At 74.4% G+C, this 20,926-nt stretch carries 21 protein-coding genes and 1 tRNA gene; 11 read left to right on the plus strand and 11 right to left on the minus strand.

Annotated elements, in window-relative coordinates; translation table 11 throughout:
- Positions 1-92: 92 nt before the first annotated feature.
- Positions 93-1,304, minus strand: a complete 1,212-nt coding sequence (locus tag AC1Q5D_RS01365; RefSeq protein WP_481736760.1) for an NAD(P)/FAD-dependent oxidoreductase — start codon at positions 1,302-1,304, stop codon at positions 93-95.
- Positions 1,305-1,490: 186 nt separating this feature from the next.
- On the opposite strand from AC1Q5D_RS01365, the gene AC1Q5D_RS01370 reads away from it, so the two are divergent.
- Positions 1,491-2,117, plus strand: coding sequence for a cyclodeaminase/cyclohydrolase family protein (locus AC1Q5D_RS01370; RefSeq protein WP_481736761.1), 627 nt, complete (start codon positions 1,491-1,493; stop codon positions 2,115-2,117).
- Between the two features lie 21 nt (positions 2,118-2,138).
- Here AC1Q5D_RS01370 and AC1Q5D_RS01375 read toward each other — a convergent pair whose 3' ends face one another.
- From AC1Q5D_RS01375 to AC1Q5D_RS01385, 3 genes are read right to left on the minus strand one after another with little or no spacing between them, the layout of a single operon-like run.
- Complete coding sequence (locus tag AC1Q5D_RS01375) at positions 2,139-3,659, minus strand: MFS transporter (protein ID WP_481736762.1); 1,521 nt, start codon at positions 3,657-3,659, stop codon at positions 2,139-2,141.
- Positions 3,652-4,923 (minus strand): M20 family metallopeptidase, encoded by a 1,272-nt coding sequence (locus tag AC1Q5D_RS01380; protein WP_481736763.1) that lies wholly within the window; start codon positions 4,921-4,923, stop codon positions 3,652-3,654. The genes AC1Q5D_RS01375 and AC1Q5D_RS01380 overlap by 8 nt, the downstream gene beginning before the upstream one ends.
- On the minus strand, positions 4,920-5,069 hold the full coding sequence (locus tag AC1Q5D_RS01385) for a hypothetical protein (RefSeq protein WP_481736764.1): 150 nt from the start codon (positions 5,067-5,069) through the stop codon (positions 4,920-4,922). The genes AC1Q5D_RS01380 and AC1Q5D_RS01385 overlap by 4 nt, the downstream gene beginning before the upstream one ends.
- A 157-nt stretch (positions 5,070-5,226) precedes the next feature.
- Here AC1Q5D_RS01385 and AC1Q5D_RS01390 point away from each other — a divergent pair, with 157 nt between their 5' ends.
- Complete coding sequence (locus AC1Q5D_RS01390; protein WP_481736765.1) at positions 5,227-6,150, plus strand: NAD-dependent epimerase/dehydratase family protein; 924 nt, start codon at positions 5,227-5,229, stop codon at positions 6,148-6,150.
- Between the two features lie 108 nt (positions 6,151-6,258).
- Here AC1Q5D_RS01390 and AC1Q5D_RS01395 read toward each other — a convergent pair.
- Both AC1Q5D_RS01395 and AC1Q5D_RS01400 read right to left on the minus strand, forming a co-directional pair.
- A tRNA-Ala gene (locus AC1Q5D_RS01395) sits at positions 6,259-6,331 on the minus strand.
- An 83-nt stretch (positions 6,332-6,414) separates the two neighbouring features.
- Positions 6,415-6,633, minus strand: a complete 219-nt coding sequence (locus AC1Q5D_RS01400; RefSeq protein ID WP_481736792.1) for a helix-turn-helix domain-containing protein — start codon at positions 6,631-6,633, stop codon at positions 6,415-6,417.
- A 385-nt stretch (positions 6,634-7,018) separates the two neighbouring features.
- Between AC1Q5D_RS01400 and AC1Q5D_RS01405 the strand changes: the two genes are divergently transcribed.
- Complete coding sequence (locus tag AC1Q5D_RS01405; RefSeq protein ID WP_481736766.1) at positions 7,019-7,489, plus strand: Lrp/AsnC family transcriptional regulator; 471 nt, start codon at positions 7,019-7,021, stop codon at positions 7,487-7,489.
- Between the two features lie 75 nt (positions 7,490-7,564).
- On the opposite strand, the gene AC1Q5D_RS01410 is transcribed toward AC1Q5D_RS01405, so the two are convergent.
- On the minus strand, positions 7,565-7,957 hold the full coding sequence (locus tag AC1Q5D_RS01410) for a hypothetical protein (protein ID WP_481736767.1): 393 nt from the start codon (positions 7,955-7,957) through the stop codon (positions 7,565-7,567).
- Positions 7,958-8,231: 274 nt separating this feature from the next.
- Here AC1Q5D_RS01410 and AC1Q5D_RS01415 point away from each other — a divergent pair, with 274 nt between their 5' ends.
- Positions 8,232-8,801, plus strand: a complete 570-nt coding sequence (locus AC1Q5D_RS01415; protein WP_481736768.1) for a hypothetical protein — start codon at positions 8,232-8,234, stop codon at positions 8,799-8,801.
- Positions 8,798-10,219, plus strand: a complete 1,422-nt coding sequence (locus tag AC1Q5D_RS01420) for a phytoene desaturase family protein (protein WP_481736769.1) — start codon at positions 8,798-8,800, stop codon at positions 10,217-10,219. The genes AC1Q5D_RS01415 and AC1Q5D_RS01420 overlap by 4 nt, the downstream gene beginning before the upstream one ends.
- Positions 10,220-10,255: 36 nt before the next feature.
- On the opposite strand, the gene AC1Q5D_RS01425 is transcribed toward AC1Q5D_RS01420, so the two are convergent.
- Positions 10,256-10,756 (minus strand): DUF456 domain-containing protein, encoded by a 501-nt coding sequence (locus tag AC1Q5D_RS01425; protein WP_481736770.1) that lies wholly within the window; start codon positions 10,754-10,756, stop codon positions 10,256-10,258.
- A gap of 130 nt (positions 10,757-10,886) precedes the next feature.
- Between AC1Q5D_RS01425 and AC1Q5D_RS01430 the strand changes: the two genes are divergently transcribed.
- The 6 genes from AC1Q5D_RS01430 to AC1Q5D_RS01455 all read left to right on the plus strand — a co-directional run bounded on the left by AC1Q5D_RS01430 (position 10,887) and on the right by AC1Q5D_RS01455 (position 18,202).
- Positions 10,887-11,546 carry a GTP cyclohydrolase II gene (locus AC1Q5D_RS01430; protein WP_481736771.1) on the plus strand — a complete coding sequence of 220 codons (660 nt, stop codon included), beginning with the start codon at positions 10,887-10,889 and terminating at the stop codon, positions 11,544-11,546.
- A gap of 105 nt (positions 11,547-11,651) precedes the next feature.
- Positions 11,652-12,530, plus strand: a complete 879-nt coding sequence (locus tag AC1Q5D_RS01435) for a hypothetical protein (RefSeq protein WP_481736793.1) — start codon at positions 11,652-11,654, stop codon at positions 12,528-12,530.
- 728 nt (positions 12,531-13,258) lie between these two features.
- Positions 13,259-14,020 (plus strand): LamB/YcsF family protein, encoded by a 762-nt coding sequence (locus AC1Q5D_RS01440; protein WP_481736772.1) that lies wholly within the window; start codon positions 13,259-13,261, stop codon positions 14,018-14,020.
- On the plus strand, positions 14,017-15,747 hold the full coding sequence (locus AC1Q5D_RS01445; protein ID WP_481736773.1) for a 5-oxoprolinase subunit B/C family protein: 1,731 nt from the start codon (positions 14,017-14,019) through the stop codon (positions 15,745-15,747). Before AC1Q5D_RS01440 ends, AC1Q5D_RS01445 begins: the two co-directional genes overlap by 4 nt.
- Positions 15,744-17,489 (plus strand): acetyl/propionyl/methylcrotonyl-CoA carboxylase subunit alpha, encoded by a 1,746-nt coding sequence (locus AC1Q5D_RS01450; protein WP_481736774.1) that lies wholly within the window; start codon positions 15,744-15,746, stop codon positions 17,487-17,489. The genes AC1Q5D_RS01445 and AC1Q5D_RS01450 overlap by 4 nt, the downstream gene beginning before the upstream one ends.
- Positions 17,490-17,539: 50 nt before the next feature.
- Complete coding sequence (locus tag AC1Q5D_RS01455; RefSeq protein ID WP_481736775.1) at positions 17,540-18,202, plus strand: GntR family transcriptional regulator; 663 nt, start codon at positions 17,540-17,542, stop codon at positions 18,200-18,202.
- An 87-nt stretch (positions 18,203-18,289) separates the two neighbouring features.
- On the opposite strand, the gene AC1Q5D_RS01460 is transcribed toward AC1Q5D_RS01455, so the two are convergent.
- The 3 genes from AC1Q5D_RS01460 to AC1Q5D_RS01470 all read right to left on the minus strand — a co-directional run bounded on the left by AC1Q5D_RS01460 (position 18,290) and on the right by AC1Q5D_RS01470 (position 20,824).
- A complete protein-coding gene (locus AC1Q5D_RS01460; RefSeq protein ID WP_481736776.1) occupies positions 18,290-19,120 on the minus strand; it encodes a putative hydro-lyase in 831 nt (276 codons plus the stop codon).
- On the minus strand, positions 19,120-20,337 hold the full coding sequence (locus AC1Q5D_RS01465) for an NRAMP family divalent metal transporter (protein ID WP_481736777.1): 1,218 nt from the start codon (positions 20,335-20,337) through the stop codon (positions 19,120-19,122). The genes AC1Q5D_RS01460 and AC1Q5D_RS01465 overlap by 1 nt, the downstream gene beginning before the upstream one ends.
- Before the next feature lie 193 nt (positions 20,338-20,530).
- Positions 20,531-20,824, minus strand: a complete 294-nt coding sequence (locus tag AC1Q5D_RS01470; protein WP_481736778.1) for a DUF1540 domain-containing protein — start codon at positions 20,822-20,824, stop codon at positions 20,531-20,533.
- Positions 20,825-20,926 lie beyond the last annotated feature (102 nt).

The raw sequence follows: 20,926 nt of genomic DNA on the forward strand, positions 1-20,926 counted from the left end.
CCGCCCCGACCGGCACCGCCGCCGCCGCGCCGGAGGGGTCCCCGCGCGGCACCCGCCGTCGCGCAGCGGCCCCCGCGGCACCCGCCGCCGCGCTAGAGGTCCTCGAGCGGCACCCCGCCGTCGCGCAGCCGCCCCGGCTCCACCTGCCGCCCCACGACCCCGCGCAGGGTGTCGTTGACGTCCCAGATGTTGACGTTCATCGCCGCCGTCACCGTCCCGGACTCGAGCCAGAACACGATGAACTCCCCCGAGGACCGGTCCCCGCGGACCACGACGTCGGCGGCCCCGGCGTCCGCCCGCCCGACGTACTCCATGCCCAGGTCGAACTGGTCGGTGAAGAAGTAGGGCAGCCAGTCGTAGGAGGCGCCGCGGCCCAGGATGGTCTTCGCCGCGAGCCGTCCCTGCCGGATCGCGTTGTCCCAGTGCTCGACGCGCAGCCGCCCCAGCCGCGTGTTCCGCGCCGCCGCGAGGTCCCCGACCGCGAGGATGGCCGGGTCGGAGGTGCGCAGCGCCTCGTCGGTGACGACGCCGCCGTCGACCTCCAACCCCGCCTCCTCGGCGAGGCCCGTGTTCGGGGCGGCGCCCACGGCGAGCAGCACCAGGTCGGCCGGCACGTCCCCGGCGTCCGTGGCCAGGCCGGCCGCCCGGCCGTCGCGCTCCAGGACGGCCGTCCCGCGGGTACCCATCCGCAGGTCCACGCCCCGGGCGCGGTGGAGCTCGGCGAAGTGCCCGCCGATCTCCCGGCCCATGGTCTTCTGCAGCGGAACCCCGTCCGGGGCGACGACCGTGACGTCGAGCCCGGCCTGCCGCGCCGAGGCGGCGACCTCGAGCCCGATCCACCCGGCGCCGAGCACGGCGAGGCTCTTCGCCTGTCCGAAGGCGCGGCGCAGCGCGTCCGAGTCCTCGATCCGGCGCAGCAGGTGGACGCCGGGCAGGTCGGCGCCGGGCAGGTCCGGCCGGCGCGGGGACGCGCCGGTGGCCAGGACCAGGGTGGTGTAGGGGAGCTCGCCGCCGGAGCCGAGGAGGACGCGGCCGCCGTCCCGGTCGATCCGGTCTGCGGTCTCCCCGAGCAGCAGCGTCACGTCGTGCTCGGCGTACCACTGCTCGTCGTGGACGAACACCGCGGCCCGTTCCTGCTTGCCCTGCAGGTAGTCCTTGGACAGCGGCGGGCGCTCGTACGGGGCCGACGGCTCGTCCCCCACCAGCGTGATGCTCCCGTCGAACCCCTCGTCCAGCAGGGTCTCGACGGTCTTGGCGGCGGCGAGCCCGCCCCCCACGATGACGACGGCTTGCTGCTTGGCCATGTTCCGCTCCTTCCACGGCGCGGCCGCAGGTGCGGCCCTCCCCACGGCCAAGCTAGGGAGGGGTTCGGGAGGGGTCAAGGGACGGGGCGCGACGGCGGGGCGCCCGACGGCCGCCCTTGGCGGACCGTCCTCGCGGTGCGACGCTGGTCCCGCCGGCGCCCCCTTGCGCCGGCGGAGGGAGGACCGGTGATCCGCTCGGAGACGATTGGCAGCTACCTGGACCGGCTGGCGTCGGGCAGGCCCACCCCCGGGGGCGGGGCGACCGGGGCGCTGCAGGCGGCCCAGTCCGCCGCGCTGCTGGCCATGTCGGCGCGGTTCAGTGGCGACGACGAGCCGGCCGACGACGGCGGCGCCGGCGACGGCGTGGCCGCGCGCGCGGAGCGGCTGGTCACCACGGCCCTCGGCCTGGCGGACGCCGACGAGAGCGGGTTCGCGTCCGTCGCCGTGGCGTATGCGATGCCCGACGGCGGCGCCGCCGCGGCCGAGCGCTCCCGGGCCATCCAGGACGCCGTGCGCCGGGCGGCCGAACCGCCCCGGGCGATCCTGACCGTGGTGGAGGACGTCCTGCGGCTGGCCGAGTCCCTGCTGCCCGGGTGCAACCCGAACGTCCTGAGCGACCTGGCGGCCTCCTCCGAGGCGGCGCGGGCCGCGGCCGTGGCCGGGATCGTGACGCTGGAGACGAATATCGCCAGCCTCAAGGACGATGCCGCGCGGGAGCCGCTGCTCGAGGACGTGGCCCGCGGCGAGGCGCTTGTGGACCGGTCCGGACGCCTAACGTCCGCGGTGCGCGCGGCGTTGGCGGAGAAGCGGTAGGCCCCGGGGAGCGGCGCTGCGCTAGTTGCCGAACGCGGGCGGGGCCACCTCGTCGGGCCTCGCCTCCTCCTCGCGCGGCGGGCGCTTGGAGGGGACCGTGAGGATGATCGACGCGATGGCGACGACGACCATGAACACGTTGAACAGCAATCCGATCGCGCCGCCGAAGCGCAGTGCGACGTTGTCCTGCCGGCCGATGAACAGTCCCCAGGACTGGATCAGGTCGGGGTCCACGGCCTGCGCCGCCACGTACAGGGCCGCGGACACGGCGACGCCGATGGCGTTGCCCAGGGACGAGGCCATCTTGTAGATGCCGGACGCCGCCCCGACCTGCGCGTCGGGGACGTTGGAGAGGGCCGCGTCGGTCGACGGCGTGGCGTAGAAGCCGAGCCCCACGCCGAAGAGCGTGAACCCGATGACGGTCAGCACGATGTACTGCTCGATGAGCAGGAACGTCGCGGAGCACATCAGGATCCCGATGCCGGTGATCGCGCTGCCCCAGACCATCGGCTTCTTCGGGCCGAAGCGCTGCAGCAGCTTCTCGCCCACCCGGATGGTCGCCAGGATCGCGGCCAGGTAGCCCAGCGTCAGCAGGCCCGACTGCAGGGAACTCATGCCGGCGGCGATCTGGACCAGGCCCAGGGCGACGATCAGCGTCCCGGCCGCGCCGTTGAGGAGGAAGTTCGAGAGCGTGGCCCCCGTGAACGTGCCGTTGCGGAACAGCTTGAGGTCGACGAAGGCGTGGTTGCGGCTCGTTTCGATCTGCAGGAACAGCAGGCCGAAGGCCACGAACGCGACGAGCAGCGCGATGCCCGGCCAGCTGAGCCAGCCGATGTTCGGGCCCTGCGAGATGTACACGTTGATGGCGACCAGCGTGACGATGAAGCAGGCCAGGCCGCCCCAGTCGAAGCGGCGGGCGCCGGCGGCCTCCGGGGCGCGGGATTCGGGGGTGCCGCGCAGCAGGAACAGGGCCAGGACGGACAGGGCGATGGAGATCCAGAAGATGGACCGCCACCCGAAGACCGACGTCGCCATCAGGCCCCCGAAGAGGGCGGTGAAGCCGGACCCGCCCCACGAGCCGATCGACCAGAACGAGAGCGCCCGCTGGCGGCCCTTGCCCTCGTAGTAGCTCTTGATCAGGGCCATCGACGACGGCATGACGCACGCGGCGGACAGGCCCTGGATCGCCCGCCCGCCCAGCAGCAGCGAGGACGTCAGCCCGCCGAGGTCCTCCGGGGTCAGGGCGATCATGAGCGAACCGAGGATGCTCAGGTAGATGCCGATGTTCAGGATCCTGACGCGGCCGAGCCGGTCGGCGAGCCCGCCGGCGACGACGATGAAGATGCCCGAGAACAGGGACGTGATGGACACGGCGAGGTTCGCGAGGGTCCGCTCGATGCCCAACTGCCCCTGGATGCCGGGGATGACGTTGAGCAGCGTCTGGGCGAAGAGCCAGAAGTTAATGACCGCCAGGACGATGCCGAACAGCCACTTGTCGGTGGGCTTCCAGGCGGTCCTCGCCGGGGCCGTCGTCTCACTCATGGGCGCCACCTGCCTGGTCCAGGTACGCGAGCGCCGCCACGGCCTGGGTCTGGGTCGCGACCGAAAGCGTGGGGTCGATCGCGGGCGCGAAGAAGGGCGAGTGGTTCGCGGGGATGTCCTCGGCCACGGTTCCGTTCGCAGCCGCCTTGCGGTAGGTGTCGGCCGGGACGGAGCCCACCATCCAGTACGTGTACGGGACGCCGAACGCCTCGGGGATCCGGCTGAAGTCCTCGGACGCCGTGGCGGGCTTGGCCGGGTAGACCTGGTCGGCCCCGAAGTGGGCCGCGAACGCGGCCGTGACCCGCTCGGTGGCGTCGGCGTCGTTGTGCGTGAGCGGGAACTGGTCGTAGAACTCGACGTCGGGCTCCCGCGGGGACCCGGCGGCGGCGCACTCACCGCGGACGATGCGCTCGATCCCCGCGATGACGCGTTCCCGGATCGCCGGGTCGTAGGTGCGCAGGTTGAGCAGCAGCTCCGCCTTGTCCGGGATGATGTTGGACTTCGTGCCGGCGTTGGAGGCGCCCACGGTGACGACGGCGAACTCCCCCGGCGGGACCTCACGCGAGACGACCGTCTGCAGGCGCAGGACGATCGCGGCCGCCAGCACCACGGGGTCGACGGAATTGTGCGGCATCGAGCCGTGGGCGCCGCGCCCGTGCACGGTGATCCTCAGCGAATCCCCGGCGGAGAGGACCGGCCCCGCCGTCGTCCCGATCTTTCCGGCTTCGGCGGGCATGACGTGCTGCGACAGCGCGACGTCGGGGCGCGGCACCTGGGCCACCAGCCCGTCCTCGACCATGGCCTGCGCTCCCTCGGCGGTCTCCTCGCCAGGCTGGAAGAGCGCCACGTAGGTGCCGCTCCACGCGTCCCGGTGGTCCGCCAGGAGCTTCGCGGCGCCCAGGAGGGACGCCACGTGCATGTCGTGTCCGCAGGCGTGCATCACCCCCGTGGTCCCGCCGCCCGGCATCTCCACCGAGACCTGGGAGGCGTAGTCGAGCCCGGTCGCCTCCGCCACGGGAAGGGCGTCAGTGTCCGCCCGGGCGAGGACCGTGGCCCCGGGCCCGTTCTCGAGGATGCCGACGACGCCGGTGCCGCCGAGGCGCCGCACGTCGTAGCCGAAGCCGGAGAGCTTCTCCTCGACGATCCCGGCCGTCCGGTGTTCCTGCATGCTCAACTCGGGGTTGCGGTGCAGGTCCTTGTACAGCTCCCGCTGCCAGGGCAGCTCCCGTTCCAAACCCGCAAGGAGGTCCTTCCGCCCGGTCACGGTTGTCCCTTCCCGTCGAAGTCTGCGGCGTCGTCGTCCGGGTCGAGGTCTTCCTCGGCGGCCTCCGCGGGAGCGAGGTCGGCCCCGTCGGGGTCGAGGTCGCTCTCCTTGTGCGGGTCCGGCGTGTCCTCGGCGGGGGTGTCCATGGCGTCGTCCTCTCTGGCGGTGCGGGCATCATGCCCAGCGTCCTGCCATTCCGTCCGCGGGTAAAGGGTCCAGTCCTCCCGCGCACTGTACCGCCGGAGTGGGGGCGGCGGGCGCACGGGTTCCTGTGAGGCTCGCGACAGGCTACCGTCCGTTGACATGCGGGTTCTTGTCGCCGGCGCCACCGGCACCCTGGGCGGACCGCTGGTCCGTCGTCTGGTTCGCGCGGGCCACGACGTGGCCGGAATCGCCCGGAACGCGCGGGGCGCCGACCGCGTCGCCGAGCTGGGCGGACGGCCGCTCGCCGTCGACGTCATGGACCGGGACGGGCTCCTGCGGGCGGTCGAGCACGAGCGGTTCGACGGCGTCGTCCACGAGCTGACCGCGCTCAGGAAGGCCCCGGCCCGCCACGCCGACCTGGCCGCGACCAATGCGCTGCGCATCCGGGGCAGCGCCCACCTGGTGGAGGCCGCCCTCGCCACGGGTGCCCGCCGGTTCGTGACCCAGTCGATCGTCTTCGGCTACGGCTACCGGGACCACGGAACCGACCCGCTCACGGAGGGCTCCCCCTTCGGGGCGCCCCAAGGCGATGCCTTCGACCCCCACCTCGAGGCCATGGTCTCTGCCGAGCGGCAGGCCACGCAGACCGAGGGGATCGACGGCGTCGCCCTCCGCTACGGGCTCTTCTACGGAGCCGACCTCGACCGAGTGGCGGCGCTGCTCCGCCGCCGCTCGCTGCCGGTCGTCCGCCACGGCGGCGAGATCCCCTTCATCCACCACGACGACGCGGCGGCCGCCACGGTGGCCGCCCTGGAGCGGGGGCGCCCCGGTGCCGCGTACAACGTCGTCGACGACACCCCCGCCACGTTCGCCGACCTCGTCCGCGCCACCGCGGAGGCCTACGGCGCGCCGCGGCCGCCCGTCGTGCCGGCGTGGCTCCTACGGGTGGCGGCGCCCTACGGGGCCGCGCTGTTCGGCGGCATGTCCCTGCGCGTGGCGAATGGCCTGGCGAAGCGGGATCTGGGCTGGCGCCCCGCCTACCCTTCCATCCACGACGGGATCGCCGCCGCCCGGGAGGCGTAGGCGGCGGGCCGGAGCCGGCGGCGGACGGCGAACCGCCGGGCGGGGTGGGCGGCAGACCCGGTCGGAGACGCAAACAGGGGACCCTTCCGGGTCCCCTGAATGATGTTGTGGAGCTTAGGGGAATCGAACCCCTGACCTTTTCATTGCGAACGAAACGCTCTACCAACTGAGCTAAAGCCCCGTGCCATCGCCTCGCGAGAAGCGCGACGATCCAACATTACCCGGTCGGGCCGCCGCATGCCAAAACGGGGCGGCTCCCCGCGCCTACAGCGAGGTGCCGGCGTCCTGGCCCTCGTCGACGCCCTTGGCGGCCTCCCGCGAGGCGTCGTACATGCGTTGGATGTAGGCCTCGAACTCCGTGCGCTCGACCCGCCAGACGCCGCGGCCGCCGATCTTGATGGCCGGCAGTTCGCCGCTGCGCACCAGGGAGCGGACCTGAGGCATGTTGACGTTCAACTCCTCGGCCACGTCCTCCAGGCGCATGAATCTCATACAAAGAAACTAGCGCCTCCGCCGGGTCCGAACCACCCGGACCCACCCCTTTGTGGAAAACTTGTCTAATGGCCGCGCCGGGCATGGCTGCGCCCCGACTGCCCGTTGGGGGCCGCCGGGGCGCCGCGTTGCGTGCCGCTGGTCCGGGTCCGGCCCACTCCGGCCCCTCCGCCGGGATGGGGCGGAGGAACGGGCGACTGTCGGCGTCTCGCTCGTGGCATCGGCCGGCAACTAGGAACAACTGAAGCAACAGTCGGTCATATCGCGCAAGGAGCTTGGGTTTGAGTAGTCAGAATGACTAGTCTTACCTTGCCCGACTCAGCGTTTTTGGGCACTTTGACACCATCCACGTTCCACTGCGCCGCCAGGAGACGCGATGACCCCCGAACGGCACCAGCTCGACGACACCGACCGCCGGATCATGCTGGAGCTCGACACCGACCCGCGCATGCCGATCATGATGCTCGCCCAGCGGCTCGGCCTGGCCCGCGGCACGGTCCAGTCCCGGCTGGAGAAGCTCGCGGCGTCGGACTCGCTGCGCCCGAACAGCAGCCGCATCAAGCCCGAGGCCCTGGGCCGCGGCGTCGCCGCGTCCGTGAGCGCGGAGGTGGAGCAGTCCCGCATCAACGAGGCGGTCGAGGGGCTGCGGCGGATCCCCGAGATCCTCGAGTGCTTCGCCCCGGCCGGCGACACCGACCTGCTGATCCGCGTGGCCGCGGAGGACCCGGACGACCTCTACCGCGTCAGCGAGGAGATCCGGTTCTGCCCGGGCATCACGCGCACCTCCACGACCATGTTCCTGCGCGAGGTCATCCCGTACCGGACGACGGGCCTGCTCGGGAGGTAGCGGCGCCTCCCCGGGGCGCCGCGGGCAAGGCAACGGCCCCGCCGCATCCGCAACGGGGCCGTGGGAGTCGGTGGGCTAGTAGGCGCCCATCATCGTGGCCAGGGTGTTCGGGTCGGCAACCACCTCGGCGGCCATCCACACCAGTCCGCCGGTGACCGCCACCGTCACGGCGCCCCACACGACGGTGAACCAGCCCATGGCCTTCAGCTCGGCGCGGGCGATCGGCAGCTCGTCCTTGGCGTAGGCCTCGCGGACGCCCATCAGGCGGCCGAACGGGGTCCCGGCCGCGGCGAGCGCGGGCTCCTTCACGTGGATGATCGAATTCGGCGCGTGGTCCGTGGTGCCGTCCTCGAGGAGGGCGACCGTACGGTCGTTGCGGCGGTCGTGGCGCAGCTTCACGATGCGGTCCCCGTGGCGGGCCAGGAGGATGTCCGCACCCACACGGCCGGTCTTCGTCGCAACTGCCAAGGCACACACTCCGTTCTACGTCTCGCGCCGGTCCCCGGGTCCTGCCGGGCGGCGGACGGCCCAGAGCGGGCCGGTGTCTCCAGACTAGGTCCCCGAAGGCGCCCGGATCCCCGGAATCACGCGGATTATCGGCCAACTCACGCGTGGGTGTGACGAAGCAATCCCCGCGCCCGTGGTGTCCGTCTCAGGGGTGCGTGACGGGCGCCGCCGCGGGCGGCCCTCCGGCGGAGATGGCGCCCGCCCGCCGCGGCGTGCAGACTCTGGAGGGACCAGCATGACGACGCCCAGGGAGCAGACCATGGACCAGCCGACCGGACTGAACCGCGAGCGCCTCGCGACCTACCTCGACCTGCACCTGACCGGCGCGGACGGCGGGCTCGACGCCTTCAAGGCCGCCGCCGACACCTGGCGCGGCACGCCGCAGGAGCCGGCCCTCGAGTCACTCGTCGAACAGGTGCGCGCCGACCACCACGACCTCGAGGACCTCCTCGGCCGGCTCGGGCACCACCGCAACGCCGCCCGCCGCGTTCTGGGGGCGGGCGCCCGCGCCGTCGGCCGCGTCAATCCCGCGAACGCCCTGCGGGCCCGGGACGGCGGCGCCTCGCAGGTCGAGCTCGACCTGCTCACCGGCGCGGTCAACGCCAAGCTGTCCATGTGGGAGCTCCTCCTGCTGATGGAGGACCTGGACCCCGCGCTCGACCGGGCGCTCCTCGAGGACCTCCGCCGGCGCGCCGAAAGCCAGATCGCGCAGCTGAAGGGCATCCGCGACGCCACGTGGGCGGAGCGCTTCGCCTCCGACCGCGGCGGAGCCGCGGCCGGGGACGCCGTCGGGGGCGGGGCGTGAGCGCAAGCGTCGCCGTCGTCGGGGCCGGCCCGAACGGGCTGACCGCCGCCGCGCGGTTGGCCGCCGCGGGCTGCTCCGTCGACGTCTACGAACAGGCGAACGCCCCGGGCGGGGCCTCCCGCTCGGGTCCGGTCCTCGGCGAGGGCACCATCGTCGACCTCGGCGCCGCGAGCCACCCCTTCGGGGCGGAGAGCCCCGCGTTCCGCGGGCTCGGGCTGGAGCGCCACGGCCTCGAGTGGGTGCGCGCCCGCTACCCGCTGGCCCACCCCCTCGACGGCGGCCGCGCCGTCGTCCTCCACCGCGACCTCGCCGACATGGCGGCGGAGCTGGGGGACGACGGCGGCGCCTGGCGGCGCGTCCACGCCGGGTTCGCCGGGGCGCCCCGGCCGAACATGGAGAACATCCTCGGCCCGCTGCTGCGCGTTCCGCCGCACCCGCTGCACCTGGCGCGGTTCGCCCCGCTCGCCCCCTGGCCGGCCTCCCTGCTCGCCAGGGCGGCCTTCCGCGGGGCGGACGCGAGGGCCCTGTTCGCCGGGTCGTCCACGCACTCGGTGCTGCCGCCGTCCCACCCGCTCACCGCCGCATTCGGCGTCGTCTTCGGGGCGCTGGGCCACGCGAACGGCTGGCCGGCCGCCCGCGGCGGATCGCAGGCGGTCGTGGACGCCCTCGTCGGCGCGCTGACCGCGCACGACGGGCGGATCCACACCGGAACCCCGGTCGCGGACCTCCGCGACCTGCCGCGGACCGACGCGGTGCTGCTGGACCTCACGCCCCGCCAGGTGCTGCGCCTGCGCGGGACCGGGCTCGGCGCCCGCTACCGGGCCTCCCTGGGGCGCTGGCGCTACGGGACGGCCGTCCACAAGGTCGACTACCTGCTCGACGGGCCCGTCCCCTGGGCGGATCCGCGCGCCGCGGAGGCGGGCACGGTGCACGTCGGCGGGACGCTGGAGGAGATCACCGTCGCCGAGCGGGAGGCCGCCCGCGGGCGGCTGCCGGAGCGGCCGTTCGTCCTCGCGTGCCAGCAGGACGCGGCGGACCCGGGCCGCGCGGCCGGCGGCCGGCGGATCCTGTGGGCCTACGCGCACGTCCCGCACGGCGGGGCGCCGGGGGCGGGCGCCCTCGTGGATGCGCAGATCGAGCGGTTCGCGCCGGGCTTCCGGGACCGCATCCTGCACCGGGTCGAGACCCCGCCGGCCGCGCTCGAGGCGTGGAACCCGAACCTGGTCGGCGGCTCCATCGGCGGCGGGTCCCTGGACGGGCTCCAACAAGTCTTCCGCCCGGCCCCGCGCCTCGACCCGTACCGGACGGACGCGCCCGGGCTGTTCCTCTGCTCGTCCTCCACGCCGCCGGGCGGCGGCGTGCACGGCATGGCCGGCTGGAACGCGGCCGCGGCGGTGCTCGAGCGGCTCCGCGGGTAGCCGCCGGCGTTCCCGGGCCGGCGCCGCCGTCGTCGGCTACCGCGTCGAGAAGTGCCAGAAGACGCCGAGCGTCCACACGGACGCCGCGAGGGCGGCGCAGCCGAACTCGACCAGGATGCCCACGCCCGTGGCCTTGAGCGCCGAACCGGACGCGTGCACGGCCGCGCGGAGGTCGCGGCGGCGGGCGAACTCGGAGACCAGCAGGCCGCCGGCGAAGCCCACGAACAGCCCCACGATCGGGATGAGGAACATGCCGACGACGGCGCACACCAGCGCAACGAGGATCGACCCGCGCGGAATGCGCTGGCGCTTGAGGCTGCGGCCGGTCAGGACCGCGGACGCGGACCAGCCGATGGCGGCGATGACGATGCCGACCGCCGCCGTCGTCCACGACGCCGCGCTGCCGAGGATCCACCCCCACCCCAGGAGCGCGCCGATGGCCAGCGCACTGCCAGGGAGGATCGGGTAGACGGTGCCGACGGCGGCGACCGCGAGCAGGATTCCGGCCACGATGCTGGTGATGATCTGGGCGTCCACGCGCCCAGTCTGCCACCGTGGCCGCCGCCCGCCGCGTGACGCCGGAAGACACGGAACCACACAAAACTATTGACGCTTCAACTTATCGACCCGTACGCTGGTCCAAAGATCAACCAACGGAAGGCCCGCCATGACCGACCTCCCCCAGGCCATCCCCGCCACCGTCCGCACCCGCGTCACGGTCCCGCTGCGGTTCCCCGACGGCTACTCCACCAGCGCCGACGTCCTGACGTTCCACGGGCTCGTCGACGGGCAGGAGCACCTGCTGCTCGGCCTCGGCGACTGGGAGGGCGCCCTCGAGCGCTCCGCGGCCGGGGGCCCGGCCCCGCTCGCCCGCCCGCACAGCGAGTGCCTCACGGGCGACGTGTTCGGCTCCGAGCGGTGCGACTGCGGCCCGCAGCTGCGCGAGGCGGTCGAGCGCATCGCCGCCACGGGCGGGTTCCTCGTCTACCTGCGCCAGGAGGGGCGCGGCATCGGCCTGTACGCGAAGCTGGACGCCTACGCCCTCCAGGACGCCGGGCTGGACACCTACGAGGCGAACGTCGCCCTGGGCCGCGGCGAGGACGAGCGCGACTACCGCGCCGCCGCGCAGATCCTCCACGCCGTGGGCGCCCGCCGCATCCGCCTGCTGAGCAACAACCCGGACAAGGCCGGACAGCTGGCCGCGCACGGCGTCGCCGTGGACGAGCGGGTCACCACCGGGGTCCACCTCTCCCCCGCCAACGCCCGCTACCTCAGCGCCAAGCGCGACCACACGCACCACCTGCTGGACCTGCCCGTCGCCATCTGATTCGCTCGGGGTGGGAACGCGTGGCGCCGCCCGGGAGTTGTAGGGGCAACGGGCGCCGGCGGCGCCCGGAACGACCCCGAAACCCAGGAGGAATCCGACGTGGGCATGTTCGACAAGCTGGTGCACAAGGGCAAGCGGATGGCGGCCGACTACCTCAAGGAGGAGATGCGCAAGCGCGGCTCCGGGGGGCGGCCCGGGCGCGACGGCGGCGCGTACGGCGACCAGCGGGGGTACGACGGCGGCGCCCGCGGCTACGGCGACCAGCGCGGGCACGACGCCCCGGCGCACGAGTCGCGCCACTACGGCGGCATGACGGGCCACCGCGGCCGCGGGGACGACGACCTGCGGCGCACGGCCCCCGCGTCCGGCGGCCCCGCGGCCGGCGCGTCCGCCGAGGACCGCGCGGCCATCGCGAAGTACAAGTACATGCTGCGCACCGCGCCGCCGGAGGACATGGAGCGCGCCCACCGGGAGGCCTTCGCCCGGCTGACCCCGCAGCAGCGCGAGCTGGTGCGCTCGGGCCTCGCCGAGGAGCTCCCCGCCGCTGAGGCCCCGCGCAGCGACCGACCCGAGGACCTGGCCCGCTCCGCGACCCGCGCCGAGATGTCCCGGCCCGGCTTCATGGAGCAGTTCCTGGGCAGGCGCGGCGGCCGCGCGTCGATGGCGGGCGGCCTGGCGGCCGGCGCCGCCGGCGGACTCGGCGCGGGCCTGCTGGCCGGCGTGGCCGGGGCGTTCATCGGCACGGCGATCGCCGGGCCCCTGCTCGACGGCTTCGACGGCGTGGCCGAGGGTCTGGGCGACGGCGTGGCCGGGGCCGCGGAGGGCCTCGGCGAGGGCGTGAACGGCGCGGCCGAGGGCCTCGGCGACCAGGCTACGCAGGCGACGGAGGGTCTCGGCGAGGGCTTCGGCGGCCTGTTCGGCGGCGAGGGCGGCGGCTTCCTCGGCGACGGTGGCGGGGGCGGGTTCGGCGACTTCGAGATCTAGGGGGCGCCACCGGGGGCCGGAGTGTGCGCGCCCCGGTCCCGGTTCGGCGTGGGCCAGCCGCCGGCCCGGCCGTTCACCGCGGACAGCCCACAGGCACCGCACCAACAGCACCCGTCGCCTTGCCCGAGCCTCGCGTCGACCCGGCCAGGCCCGCGACGCGCATCATCCAGGACACGCCGGGGTCCTGCCCCGCCGGCGGCCGGGCCCGAACCTCGTCCCTAGCCCCTAGCCCAGCGGCCCGAACCTCGTCCCGCCCCTGCCCCCGAGCGGGCCGGACCTCACCCCTCGGCGGTTCCCGGGCGGACCGCTCCCCGAATCGTTCGCAGTTGAGGCCCGGCGAGAGCGGATCGTTCTCAGTTAAACGATGAATTCCGGAATCGTTCGAAGCTCATCGCGCCCCGGGGCCCGATCTGGGCAAAGAGCTGCGAACGATTCCGGAATTTCGCGATTAACTGCCATCGATTCCACCGCAACGCCGTGCCGCCAACCAGCAGGTCGTCCTGCAGGGCGGCAAGGGGTTCTGCCCCGCCGGCGGCAGGCCCGCGGCGCGCATCCTTCAGGCCACGAGTCCTACCCCCGGTCGCAGCTCCTCCTCCAGAGCGGCAGGGGGTCCTGCCCACCGGGGGTATCCCACGGCGCATCCGCCAGGACGCCCCTCGCGGATTGTTGAACAATCCGGCTCGATGGTGCATCCTTGAAGAAACGCCAATCGAGATGGGGATCACACCATGGGCAGCACCATCGACCTGAACAGCGACGTCGGAGAGTCCTTCGGCCAGTGGACCATGGGCGACGACGCGGCCATGGTCCACTCCGTGTCCAGCGCCAACGTCGCGTGCGGCTTCCACGCCGGGGACCCCTCGACCATGCTCGCGACCTGCCGGGCCGCGGCGGAGGCCGGGGTCGCCGTCGGCGCCCACGTCGCGTACCGCGACCTGGCCGGGTTCGGCCGCCGCTTCCTCGACTGCTCGCCCCGGGAGCTGGCCGACGACGTCCTCTACCAGCTCGGCGCGCTCGACGCGGTCGCCCGCGCCGCCGGCACGGCGGTCCGCTACGTCAAGCCGCACGGCGCCCTCTACAACACGATCGTCCACCACGAGGCGCACGCCCAGGCGGTCGTCGACGCGGTGAAGGCGTTCGGCCGCGACCTGCCGCTGCTGCTCCTGCCCGGCTCCGTCGCCCTCGCCAAGGCCCAGGCGGCCGGCCTGCGCGGCGTCGCCGAGGCCTTCGCCGACCGGAACTACACGCCCGAGGGGACCCTCGTCTCCCGCCGCGAGCCGAACGCCGTCCTCCACGACCCCGACCGGGTCACGGCGAACATGGTGCGCCTGGCGACCGAGGGGACGGTCACCGCCGTCGACGGCTCCGAGCTGCGCCTGGACGCCGAGAGCATCTGCGTGCACGGCGACACCGCCGGCGCCGTGGCCATGGCCGCCGCCGTCCGCGCCGGGCTCGAGGAGGCCGGCGTCCGGATCGGGTCCTTCGTATGAGCGCCCCCGACATCCGCCCGGCCGGGCCCCGCGCCCTGTTGCTCGAGCTGGGCGACCTGGACGCCGTCCTGGCGCTGCACGGCCGCCTCGTGGCCGATCCCCTCCCCGGACAGGCCGAGGTCCTGGCGGCCGCCCGCACCGTCCTGGTCACCTTCGACTCCCCCGCCGACGCACGGAACGCGCGCGCGGCCCTGCGGGAGCCCGCCGCCGCGGCCGGACCGGCGGAGCGCGGCGGCCGGACCGTGGAGATCGCCGTCGCGTACGACGGCGAGGACCTCGACGAGGTCGCCCGCCTGACCGGCCTGAGCCCCGACGCCGTCGTCGCCGCCCACTCCGGGACGCCCTGGACCGCCGCGTTCGGCGGGTTCGCGCCCGGGTTCATGTACCTCACGGGCGGGGACCCGCGGCTGCAGGTGCCCCGCCGCTCGAGCCCGCGCACGTCGGTGCCCGCCGGCTCCGTCGCCCTGGCCGGGGAATACTCGGCCGTCTACCCGCGCAGCTCCCCCGGCGGCTGGCAGCTGATCGGCCGCACCGGCGAGCGCCTGTGGGACCTCGGCCGCGACCGGCCGGCCCTGCTCGCCCCGGGGGACACCGTCCGCTTCGTCCCGGTGCGGGAGAGCGCGACGGCGGCGCCCGGCGCCGGCGGGACCGCCGCGGCCGGGCCCTCCTCGGCGCCCGCGGCCGAGCCGTCCCCGGCGCCCGCGGCGGGGATGCCGGCGGGCCCCGACGCGGCCGGTGCCCTCGTCGTCGAGTCGGCCGGTCTGCAGTGCCTCGTCCAGGACCTGGGCCGGCGCGGGATGGGCGACCTCGGCGTCGCCGCCTCCGGCGCCGCCGACGCGTCCGCGGCCCGGCAGGCGAACCGGCTCGTCGGCAACGGCCCCGGCGCCGCCGTGCTCGAGTGCCTCGTCGGCAACCAGCGCCTGCGCGCCCGCGGCGACCAGGTCCTGGCCGTCACCGGCGCGCGCACCGCCCTGCGCGTCTCCCCCGCCGCGGCGGACGCGGAGGACCCCGCGGACGACGACGCCGCGGCGCCCGCCGAGCGCCGGCCGGGCCAGGACGCCCCGTTCGTGCTGCTCGACGGCGAGACGCTGGAGCTGGAGCCCGCCACCGCGGGCCTGCGCGCCTACGTCGCGGTCCGCGGCGGGCTCGGCGGCGAGCCGGTGCTGGGCAGCCGCGCGACGGACTCGCTTTCGGGACTCGGCCCCGCTCCCCTGGCTGCCGGGGACGCCGTGCCGGTCCTGGCCGCGCCGCCGAACCAGGTGGTGGGCAACCCGGAGCCGCCCGTCCGGCTGCCGGTCCCCGGGGAGCCGGTCGTGCTGCGCGCCGTCCCCGGGCCCCGTGACGACTGGTTCGGCCCGGAGGGCCTGGCCCGCCTGGCCTCCACCGAGTGGCGGGCGAGCAGCGAGTCCAACCGGATCGGCGTGCGCCTCGAACTCGTCGCCGGGCGGGAGCCGCTCGCCCGGGTCCGGGACGGGGAGCTCGCCAGCGAGGGCGTGGCGCTGGGGTCCCTGCAGGTCCCGCCGTCCGGCCTGCCGGTGCTCTTCCTTGCCGACCACCCGGTGACGGGCGGCTACCCGGTCATCGCGGTTGTCGTCCCCGAGGACATCGCCCTCGCCGCCCAGCTGCCGCCCGGCACCCCGATCCGCTTCGAACTTCTCGACCCCGACCACGACCCACGGCGCGCCCCCGCCGCCCAGACCCCCACCCCCGAAGGAACCCCCGCATGAAGAAGGTCCTGATCGCCAACCGCGGCGAGATCGCCGTCCGCATCGCCCGCGCCTGCGCCGACGAGGGCCTGGTGTCCGTGGCCGTCTACGCGGACCAGGACGCCGACTCGCTCCACGTCCGCCGCGCCGACGAGGCCTACGCCCTGCGGGGCACCACGTCCGCGGAGACGTACCTGGACATCGACGCCCTGATCGCCGTCGCCCGCCGCTCCGGCGCCGACGCCGTCCACCCCGGCTACGGGTTCCTGTCCGAGAACGCGGACTTCGCGCAGTCCGTCATCGACGCCGGGCTCGCCTGGGTCGGCCCCTCCCCCGAGGCCATCCGCGCGCTCGGCAACAAGGTCACGGCGCGCGACATCGCCGTCCGGGCCGGGGCCCCGCTCGTCCCGGGCACGGACGGCCCGGTCTCCGGCGCCGACGAGGCGATCGCGTTCGCCCGCCAGCACGGCGTCCCGATCGCGATCAAGGCCGCGTTCGGCGGCGGCGGCCGCGGGCTGAAGATCGCCCGCGCCATGGAGGACATCCCCGACGCCTACGAGTCCGCGGTCCGCGAGGCCACGGCCGCCTTCGGCCGCGGGGAGTGCTTCGTCGAGCGGTTCCTGGACCGCCCGCGCCACGTCGAGGCCCAGGTCCTGGCGGACTCGCACGGCAACGTCGTCGTCGTCGGCACCCGCGACTGCTCACTGCAGCGCCGCCACCAGAAGCTCGTCGAGGAGGCCCCGGCGCCGTTCCTGACGGACGAGCAGCGCGGGCGCATCCACGCCTCCGCCAAGGCGATCTGCCGGGAGGCCGGCTACCTCGGCGCGGGCACGGTCGAGTACCTCGTCGCGGACGACGGGACGATCTCCTTCCTCGAGGTCAACACGCGGCTCCAGGTGGAGCACCCGGTCACCGAGGAGTCCACGGGCATCGACCTGGTCCGCGAGCAGCTGCGCATCGCCCGCGGCGAACCCCTCCCGTTCACCGAGGACCCGGCCCCCACCGGGCACGCGTTCGAGTTCCGGATCAACGCCGAGGACCCGGCCCGAGGCTTCCTGCCCGGCCCCGGCGCCATCACGGCGTTCGCGGCCCCCACCGGTCCGGGCCTGCGCGTCGACTCCGGGGTCGTCACCGGGTCCGTGGTCTCCGGCAGCTTCGACTCGCTCGTCGCCAAGCTCGTCGTCCGCGGCGAGACCCGCGCCCAGGCCCTGCGCCGGGCCCGCACGGCGCTGGACGAGATGGTCGTCGACGGCATCCCCACCGTCCTGCCGTTCCACCGGGCCGTCGTGCGCGACCCCGCGTTCACGGCCGAGGACGGGTTCGGCGTCTACACGACGTGGATCGAGATCGAGTTCGCCGAGACCCTCGCCGCGTCCCCGGAGGTCGCCCGCGCGGAGCCCGGCGCCGAGCGCAGCGACCTCACCGTCGACATCGACGGCCGCGCCGTGACCGTCGGCCTGCCGGCGCACCTGCTGCGGGCGCTGCTGTCCGGTGGCGGCCCCGCCGGCGCCGTGGCGGCCTTCGCGGGGGACGACGGCGGGGCCCCCTCGGACGCCGACCTCCTGGCGCCGATGGACGGCACGGTCGTGAAGTGGGTCGCCGAGGACGGGGCGGAGGTCCGCGCCGGCGACCCCGTCGTCGTCATCGAGGCCATGAAGATGGAGACCCCCGTCCCCGCCCACCGCGACGGGGTCCTGCGCCGCGCCGCCGTCGAGCCGGGCACCGGCGTCGGCCGCGGCGCCGCCCTGGCCACGATCGCCTGATGCGCCGCGCCCGGTCCGCGGCCGCCGCGCCGGTCGGTAGATTGGTGGGCATGCAAGCCACCGCCTCACCGGACCGGGCCGCCCACGCGCACTCCGCAGCGTGGGCGGCGGGCATCCTGCGCCAGCGGATCGCCGACGGCGAGCTCACGCCGGGGACGAAGCTCTCCGAGCAGGCCCTGTCCGAGTCGCTCGGGCTCTCCCGCAATACGCTGCGCGAGGCGTTCACCGTCCTCGCGGGCGAATCGGTCGTCTCCCGGATCCCGAACCGCGGCGTGTTCGTCGCCTCGCCGGGCCCGGAGGACGTCCGCGAGATCTATCGGGTCCGGCGCATGGTCGAGCCGGCGGCGGTCCTGTGGGGCGAGCTCACGCCGGAGGCCCTGGACGAGATGGACGCCATCGTCGCCCGGGCCCGCGGCGCGCGCGAGGCCGGCGGGATCGCGGAGATGGCGGGCGCGAACCAGGCGCTGCACGAGGCCGTGGTGGGCCTGAGCGGCTCCTCGTCCCTGGGCGTGCTCATGGGCCGGGTCCTGGCCCAGATGCGCCTCGTGTTCCACGCGATGGCCTCCGCGCCGGACTTCCACAGCCACTACGTGGACCGCAATGGGGAACTGGTGGCGCTCCTGCGGGCCGGGCGGCGCGCGGAGGCCGCCGAACGGCTGCGCGCCTACCTCGACGCCGCGGAGGCCGAGCTGCTGGAGCACCTCGGCGCCTGAGGCGAAAACGCTGGAGGCGAAACGACGGGGGTGGGGCCGGCACTTGGGTCCTGCCCCCGCCTCCGTTTCCCGTCCGGGGCGCCGCCGCTACGGGACGAGGTAGCGGCTGTCCGGCGCGTCCGTGATGAGCATGTGCCCGGGCGCGTGGCCGATCGCCAGCGCCGGCCGGGACTCCATGACCGCGGCCTGCGGCGTCACCCCGCACGCCCAGAAGACGGGCAGGTGGCCCTCCGGGACCGCGACGGGGTCCCCGAAGTCGGGCCGGCCCAGGTCCGCGATGCCGAGCTCGGCCGGGTTGCCCACGTGGACGGGGGCGCCGTGCACGGCGGGGTACCGGGAGGTGATGCGCACGGCGTCCGGCACGAGGTGGGCGGGGACCGGGCGCATGGAGACGACCAGCGGGCCGCCGATCGCCCCGGCGGGCTCGCAGCGGCGGTTCGTGCGGTACATCGGCACGTTCACGCCCTGCTCGATGTGGGCCACCGGGACCCCGCCGGCCAGCAGCGCCGACTCGAAGGTGAAGGAGCAGCCGACGATGAACGTCACCAGGTCGTCGCGCCAGTACTCCGTGACGTCGGTGGGCTCGTCGACCTTCACGCCGTCCCGGTACACCGTGTACCGGGGCACGTCGGTGCGGACGTCGCCGCCGGCCAGCAGCGGGCCGCCGGTCTCGCCCGCGTCGAGCACGCCCAACAGCGGACAGGACTTCGGGTTCCGCTGCGCGAAGAGCAGGACGTCGAACGCGATCTCCCGCGGCACGATCATCAGGTTCGCCTGCGCGTAGCCCCGCGACCAGCCGGCCGTCGGGACCGACAGCCCCGTGCGGAACAGCGCCCGCGCCTCCGCGGGCGCCAGTGCGCCGGGATCCGCCGGAAAGGAGGCGGACGCCGGCGCACCGGTGGGCGTGGATTCCCGCATCAGGCCCACAGCTTCGCCAGGCCCGCGAGCGAGCTCCAGCCCAGGTAGACGGTGAGCAGCCACGTCGCCACGCCGATCCCCAGCAGCCACTTCGGGTACGCGTAGCCCTGCAGGAGGTCGCGGCGGCGCCACGCGACCCACAGGATGACGGCGAAGCCGATCGGCAGGATCAGGCCGTTGAACGCTCCGGCGAAGATCAGCAGCGTCTGCGGCGCCTGGCCGAGGAGGAGGTAGACGACGGCGCAGAACGCGATGAACGCGACCGTGATGAGGTTGCGCCGGCGCTCGGGGGCGTCGTGGCGCGTCACGAAGGAGACCGACGTGTAGGCGGCGCCGATCACGGAGGTCAGGGCGGCGGACCAGAGGACGACGCCGAAGACGCGCATGCCGATCTCCCCGGCGGCGTGGCCGAAGGCCTCGGCGGCCTGGTTGTCGCTGGTCAGCGCGACGCCCCCGGCGACGACGCCGAAGATCGCGAGGAACAGCAGCACCCGCATCACGCCGGTGACGATGATGCCGAGGACGGAGCTGCGGGTGATGTCCTTGACGGCCTCGACGCCGGTCGCGCCGGAGTCCAGCAGGCGGTGGGCGCCGGCGTACGTGATGTAGCCGCCCACGGTGCCGCCGATCAGGGTGGTGATGACCAGGAAGTCGATCTCCTCCGGCAGGACGGTGTTCTTGAGCGCCTCGCCGACCGGCGGGGCGGCGACGATCGCCACGTAGAGCATGAGCAGGATCATCACGGCGCCGAGGAGCACGACGATGCGGTCCAGGGCCATGCCGGCGCGCTTGGAGAGGAAGATCAGGATCGCGATGGCGGCGGAGACGGCCCCGCCGACCTTCGGGTCGAGCCCGAGCATCGCGTTGACGCCGAGGCCGGTGCCGGCGATGTTGCCGATGTTGAAGACGACGCCGCCGAGGAAGACCAGCGCGGCGAGCACCCAGCCGGCGCCGGGCAGGACGCTGTTGGCCAGCTCCTGGGCGCGCAGGCCCGAGACGCCGACGACGCGCCAGACGTTCAGCTGCACGGCGATGTCCACGAGAATCGAGACGAGGATCGCGAACGCGAAGGCGGCGCCCAGCTGGACGGTGAAGACGGTGGTCTGGGTGATGAAGCCCGGCCCGATGGCGCTGGTGGCCATCAGGAACATGGCGCCGAGCAGCGCGGTCCGCCGCGCGGCCGGCGTCATCTTCGGGGTGGTTCCGGTGTTGTGCATGGTTCGATCCATCCGGGGGTGGGTGATGGGGGTCACAGGGAATGCGTGCATTGAAGCCTACAGGTTGTTCAACAATCCGCGCAAGGCTTTGTTCAACAATCGTTCGCGGCGCGGCCCCGGTTGCCCACGCGAACCCGCGGGCGCGCGAACGCCCCCGCCCCGGGGAACCAACCGGGGTGGGGGCGTCGGCGGGCTAGACGGCGTGCTTGTAGGTCAGGCAGTCGGCGTTGTCGGCCCCGGGCCCGACGTGGACCTCGGACGCCGTGCACATCAGGTGGTCGTTGTGGACGCACTCGCCGCGCTGGCAGGCCCCGACGGAGGCCAGGACCTTGGGCAGGCCCCCGTGCTGGCCGGTGTCCACGAACGTGGCGCACTCGGCGTGCTCGTCCGCCCCGCCGATCGTGATGCCGGCGGCGCCGCAGTGCCGGTGGTCGTTGAAGGAACAGTTCTCGACGGTGCAGTCCGCGACCGGTACGGTGACGGTCATGGCGTTCGTTCCCCTCGTCTGGGCCCGCGGGATGCGGGCCTTTGACCCACCGTACGCCCGCTTCCCCCGCAAAAATTAGTGCCGGTTTCCTCGCCTAATTCG

The sequence above is a fragment of the Arthrobacter paludis genome, assembly GCF_056782315.1.

Excerpts from the sequence above, each read along its gene's own strand:
- AC1Q5D_RS01365 (WP_481736760.1), bottom strand. The coding sequence starts at position 1,304 with ATGGCCAAGCAGCAAGCCGTCGTCATCGTGGGGGGCGGGCTCGCCGCC.
- AC1Q5D_RS01375 (WP_481736762.1), bottom strand. The coding sequence starts at position 3,659 with ATGAGTGAGACGACGGCCCCGGCGAGGACCGCCTGGAAGCCCACCGAC.
- AC1Q5D_RS01385 (WP_481736764.1), bottom strand. The coding sequence starts at position 5,069 with ATGGACACCCCCGCCGAGGACACGCCGGACCCGCACAAGGAGAGCGAC.
- AC1Q5D_RS01390 (WP_481736765.1), top strand. The coding sequence starts at position 5,227 with ATGCGGGTTCTTGTCGCCGGCGCCACCGGCACCCTGGGCGGACCGCTG.
- AC1Q5D_RS01400 (WP_481736792.1), bottom strand. The coding sequence starts at position 6,633 with ATGCGCCTGGAGGACGTGGCCGAGGAGTTGAACGTCAACATGCCTCAG.
- AC1Q5D_RS01405 (WP_481736766.1), top strand. The coding sequence starts at position 7,019 with ATGACCCCCGAACGGCACCAGCTCGACGACACCGACCGCCGGATCATG.
- AC1Q5D_RS01415 (WP_481736768.1), top strand. The coding sequence starts at position 8,232 with ATGACGACGCCCAGGGAGCAGACCATGGACCAGCCGACCGGACTGAAC.
- AC1Q5D_RS01430 (WP_481736771.1), top strand. The coding sequence starts at position 10,887 with ATGACCGACCTCCCCCAGGCCATCCCCGCCACCGTCCGCACCCGCGTC.
- AC1Q5D_RS01435 (WP_481736793.1), top strand. The coding sequence starts at position 11,652 with ATGTTCGACAAGCTGGTGCACAAGGGCAAGCGGATGGCGGCCGACTAC.
- AC1Q5D_RS01440 (WP_481736772.1), top strand. The coding sequence starts at position 13,259 with ATGGGCAGCACCATCGACCTGAACAGCGACGTCGGAGAGTCCTTCGGC.
- AC1Q5D_RS01445 (WP_481736773.1), top strand. The coding sequence starts at position 14,017 with ATGAGCGCCCCCGACATCCGCCCGGCCGGGCCCCGCGCCCTGTTGCTC.
- AC1Q5D_RS01450 (WP_481736774.1), top strand. The coding sequence starts at position 15,744 with ATGAAGAAGGTCCTGATCGCCAACCGCGGCGAGATCGCCGTCCGCATC.
- AC1Q5D_RS01455 (WP_481736775.1), top strand. The coding sequence starts at position 17,540 with ATGCAAGCCACCGCCTCACCGGACCGGGCCGCCCACGCGCACTCCGCA.
- AC1Q5D_RS01460 (WP_481736776.1), bottom strand. The coding sequence starts at position 19,120 with ATGCGGGAATCCACGCCCACCGGTGCGCCGGCGTCCGCCTCCTTTCCG.
- AC1Q5D_RS01465 (WP_481736777.1), bottom strand. The coding sequence starts at position 20,337 with ATGCACAACACCGGAACCACCCCGAAGATGACGCCGGCCGCGCGGCGG.
- AC1Q5D_RS01470 (WP_481736778.1), bottom strand. The coding sequence starts at position 20,824 with ATGACCGTCACCGTACCGGTCGCGGACTGCACCGTCGAGAACTGTTCC.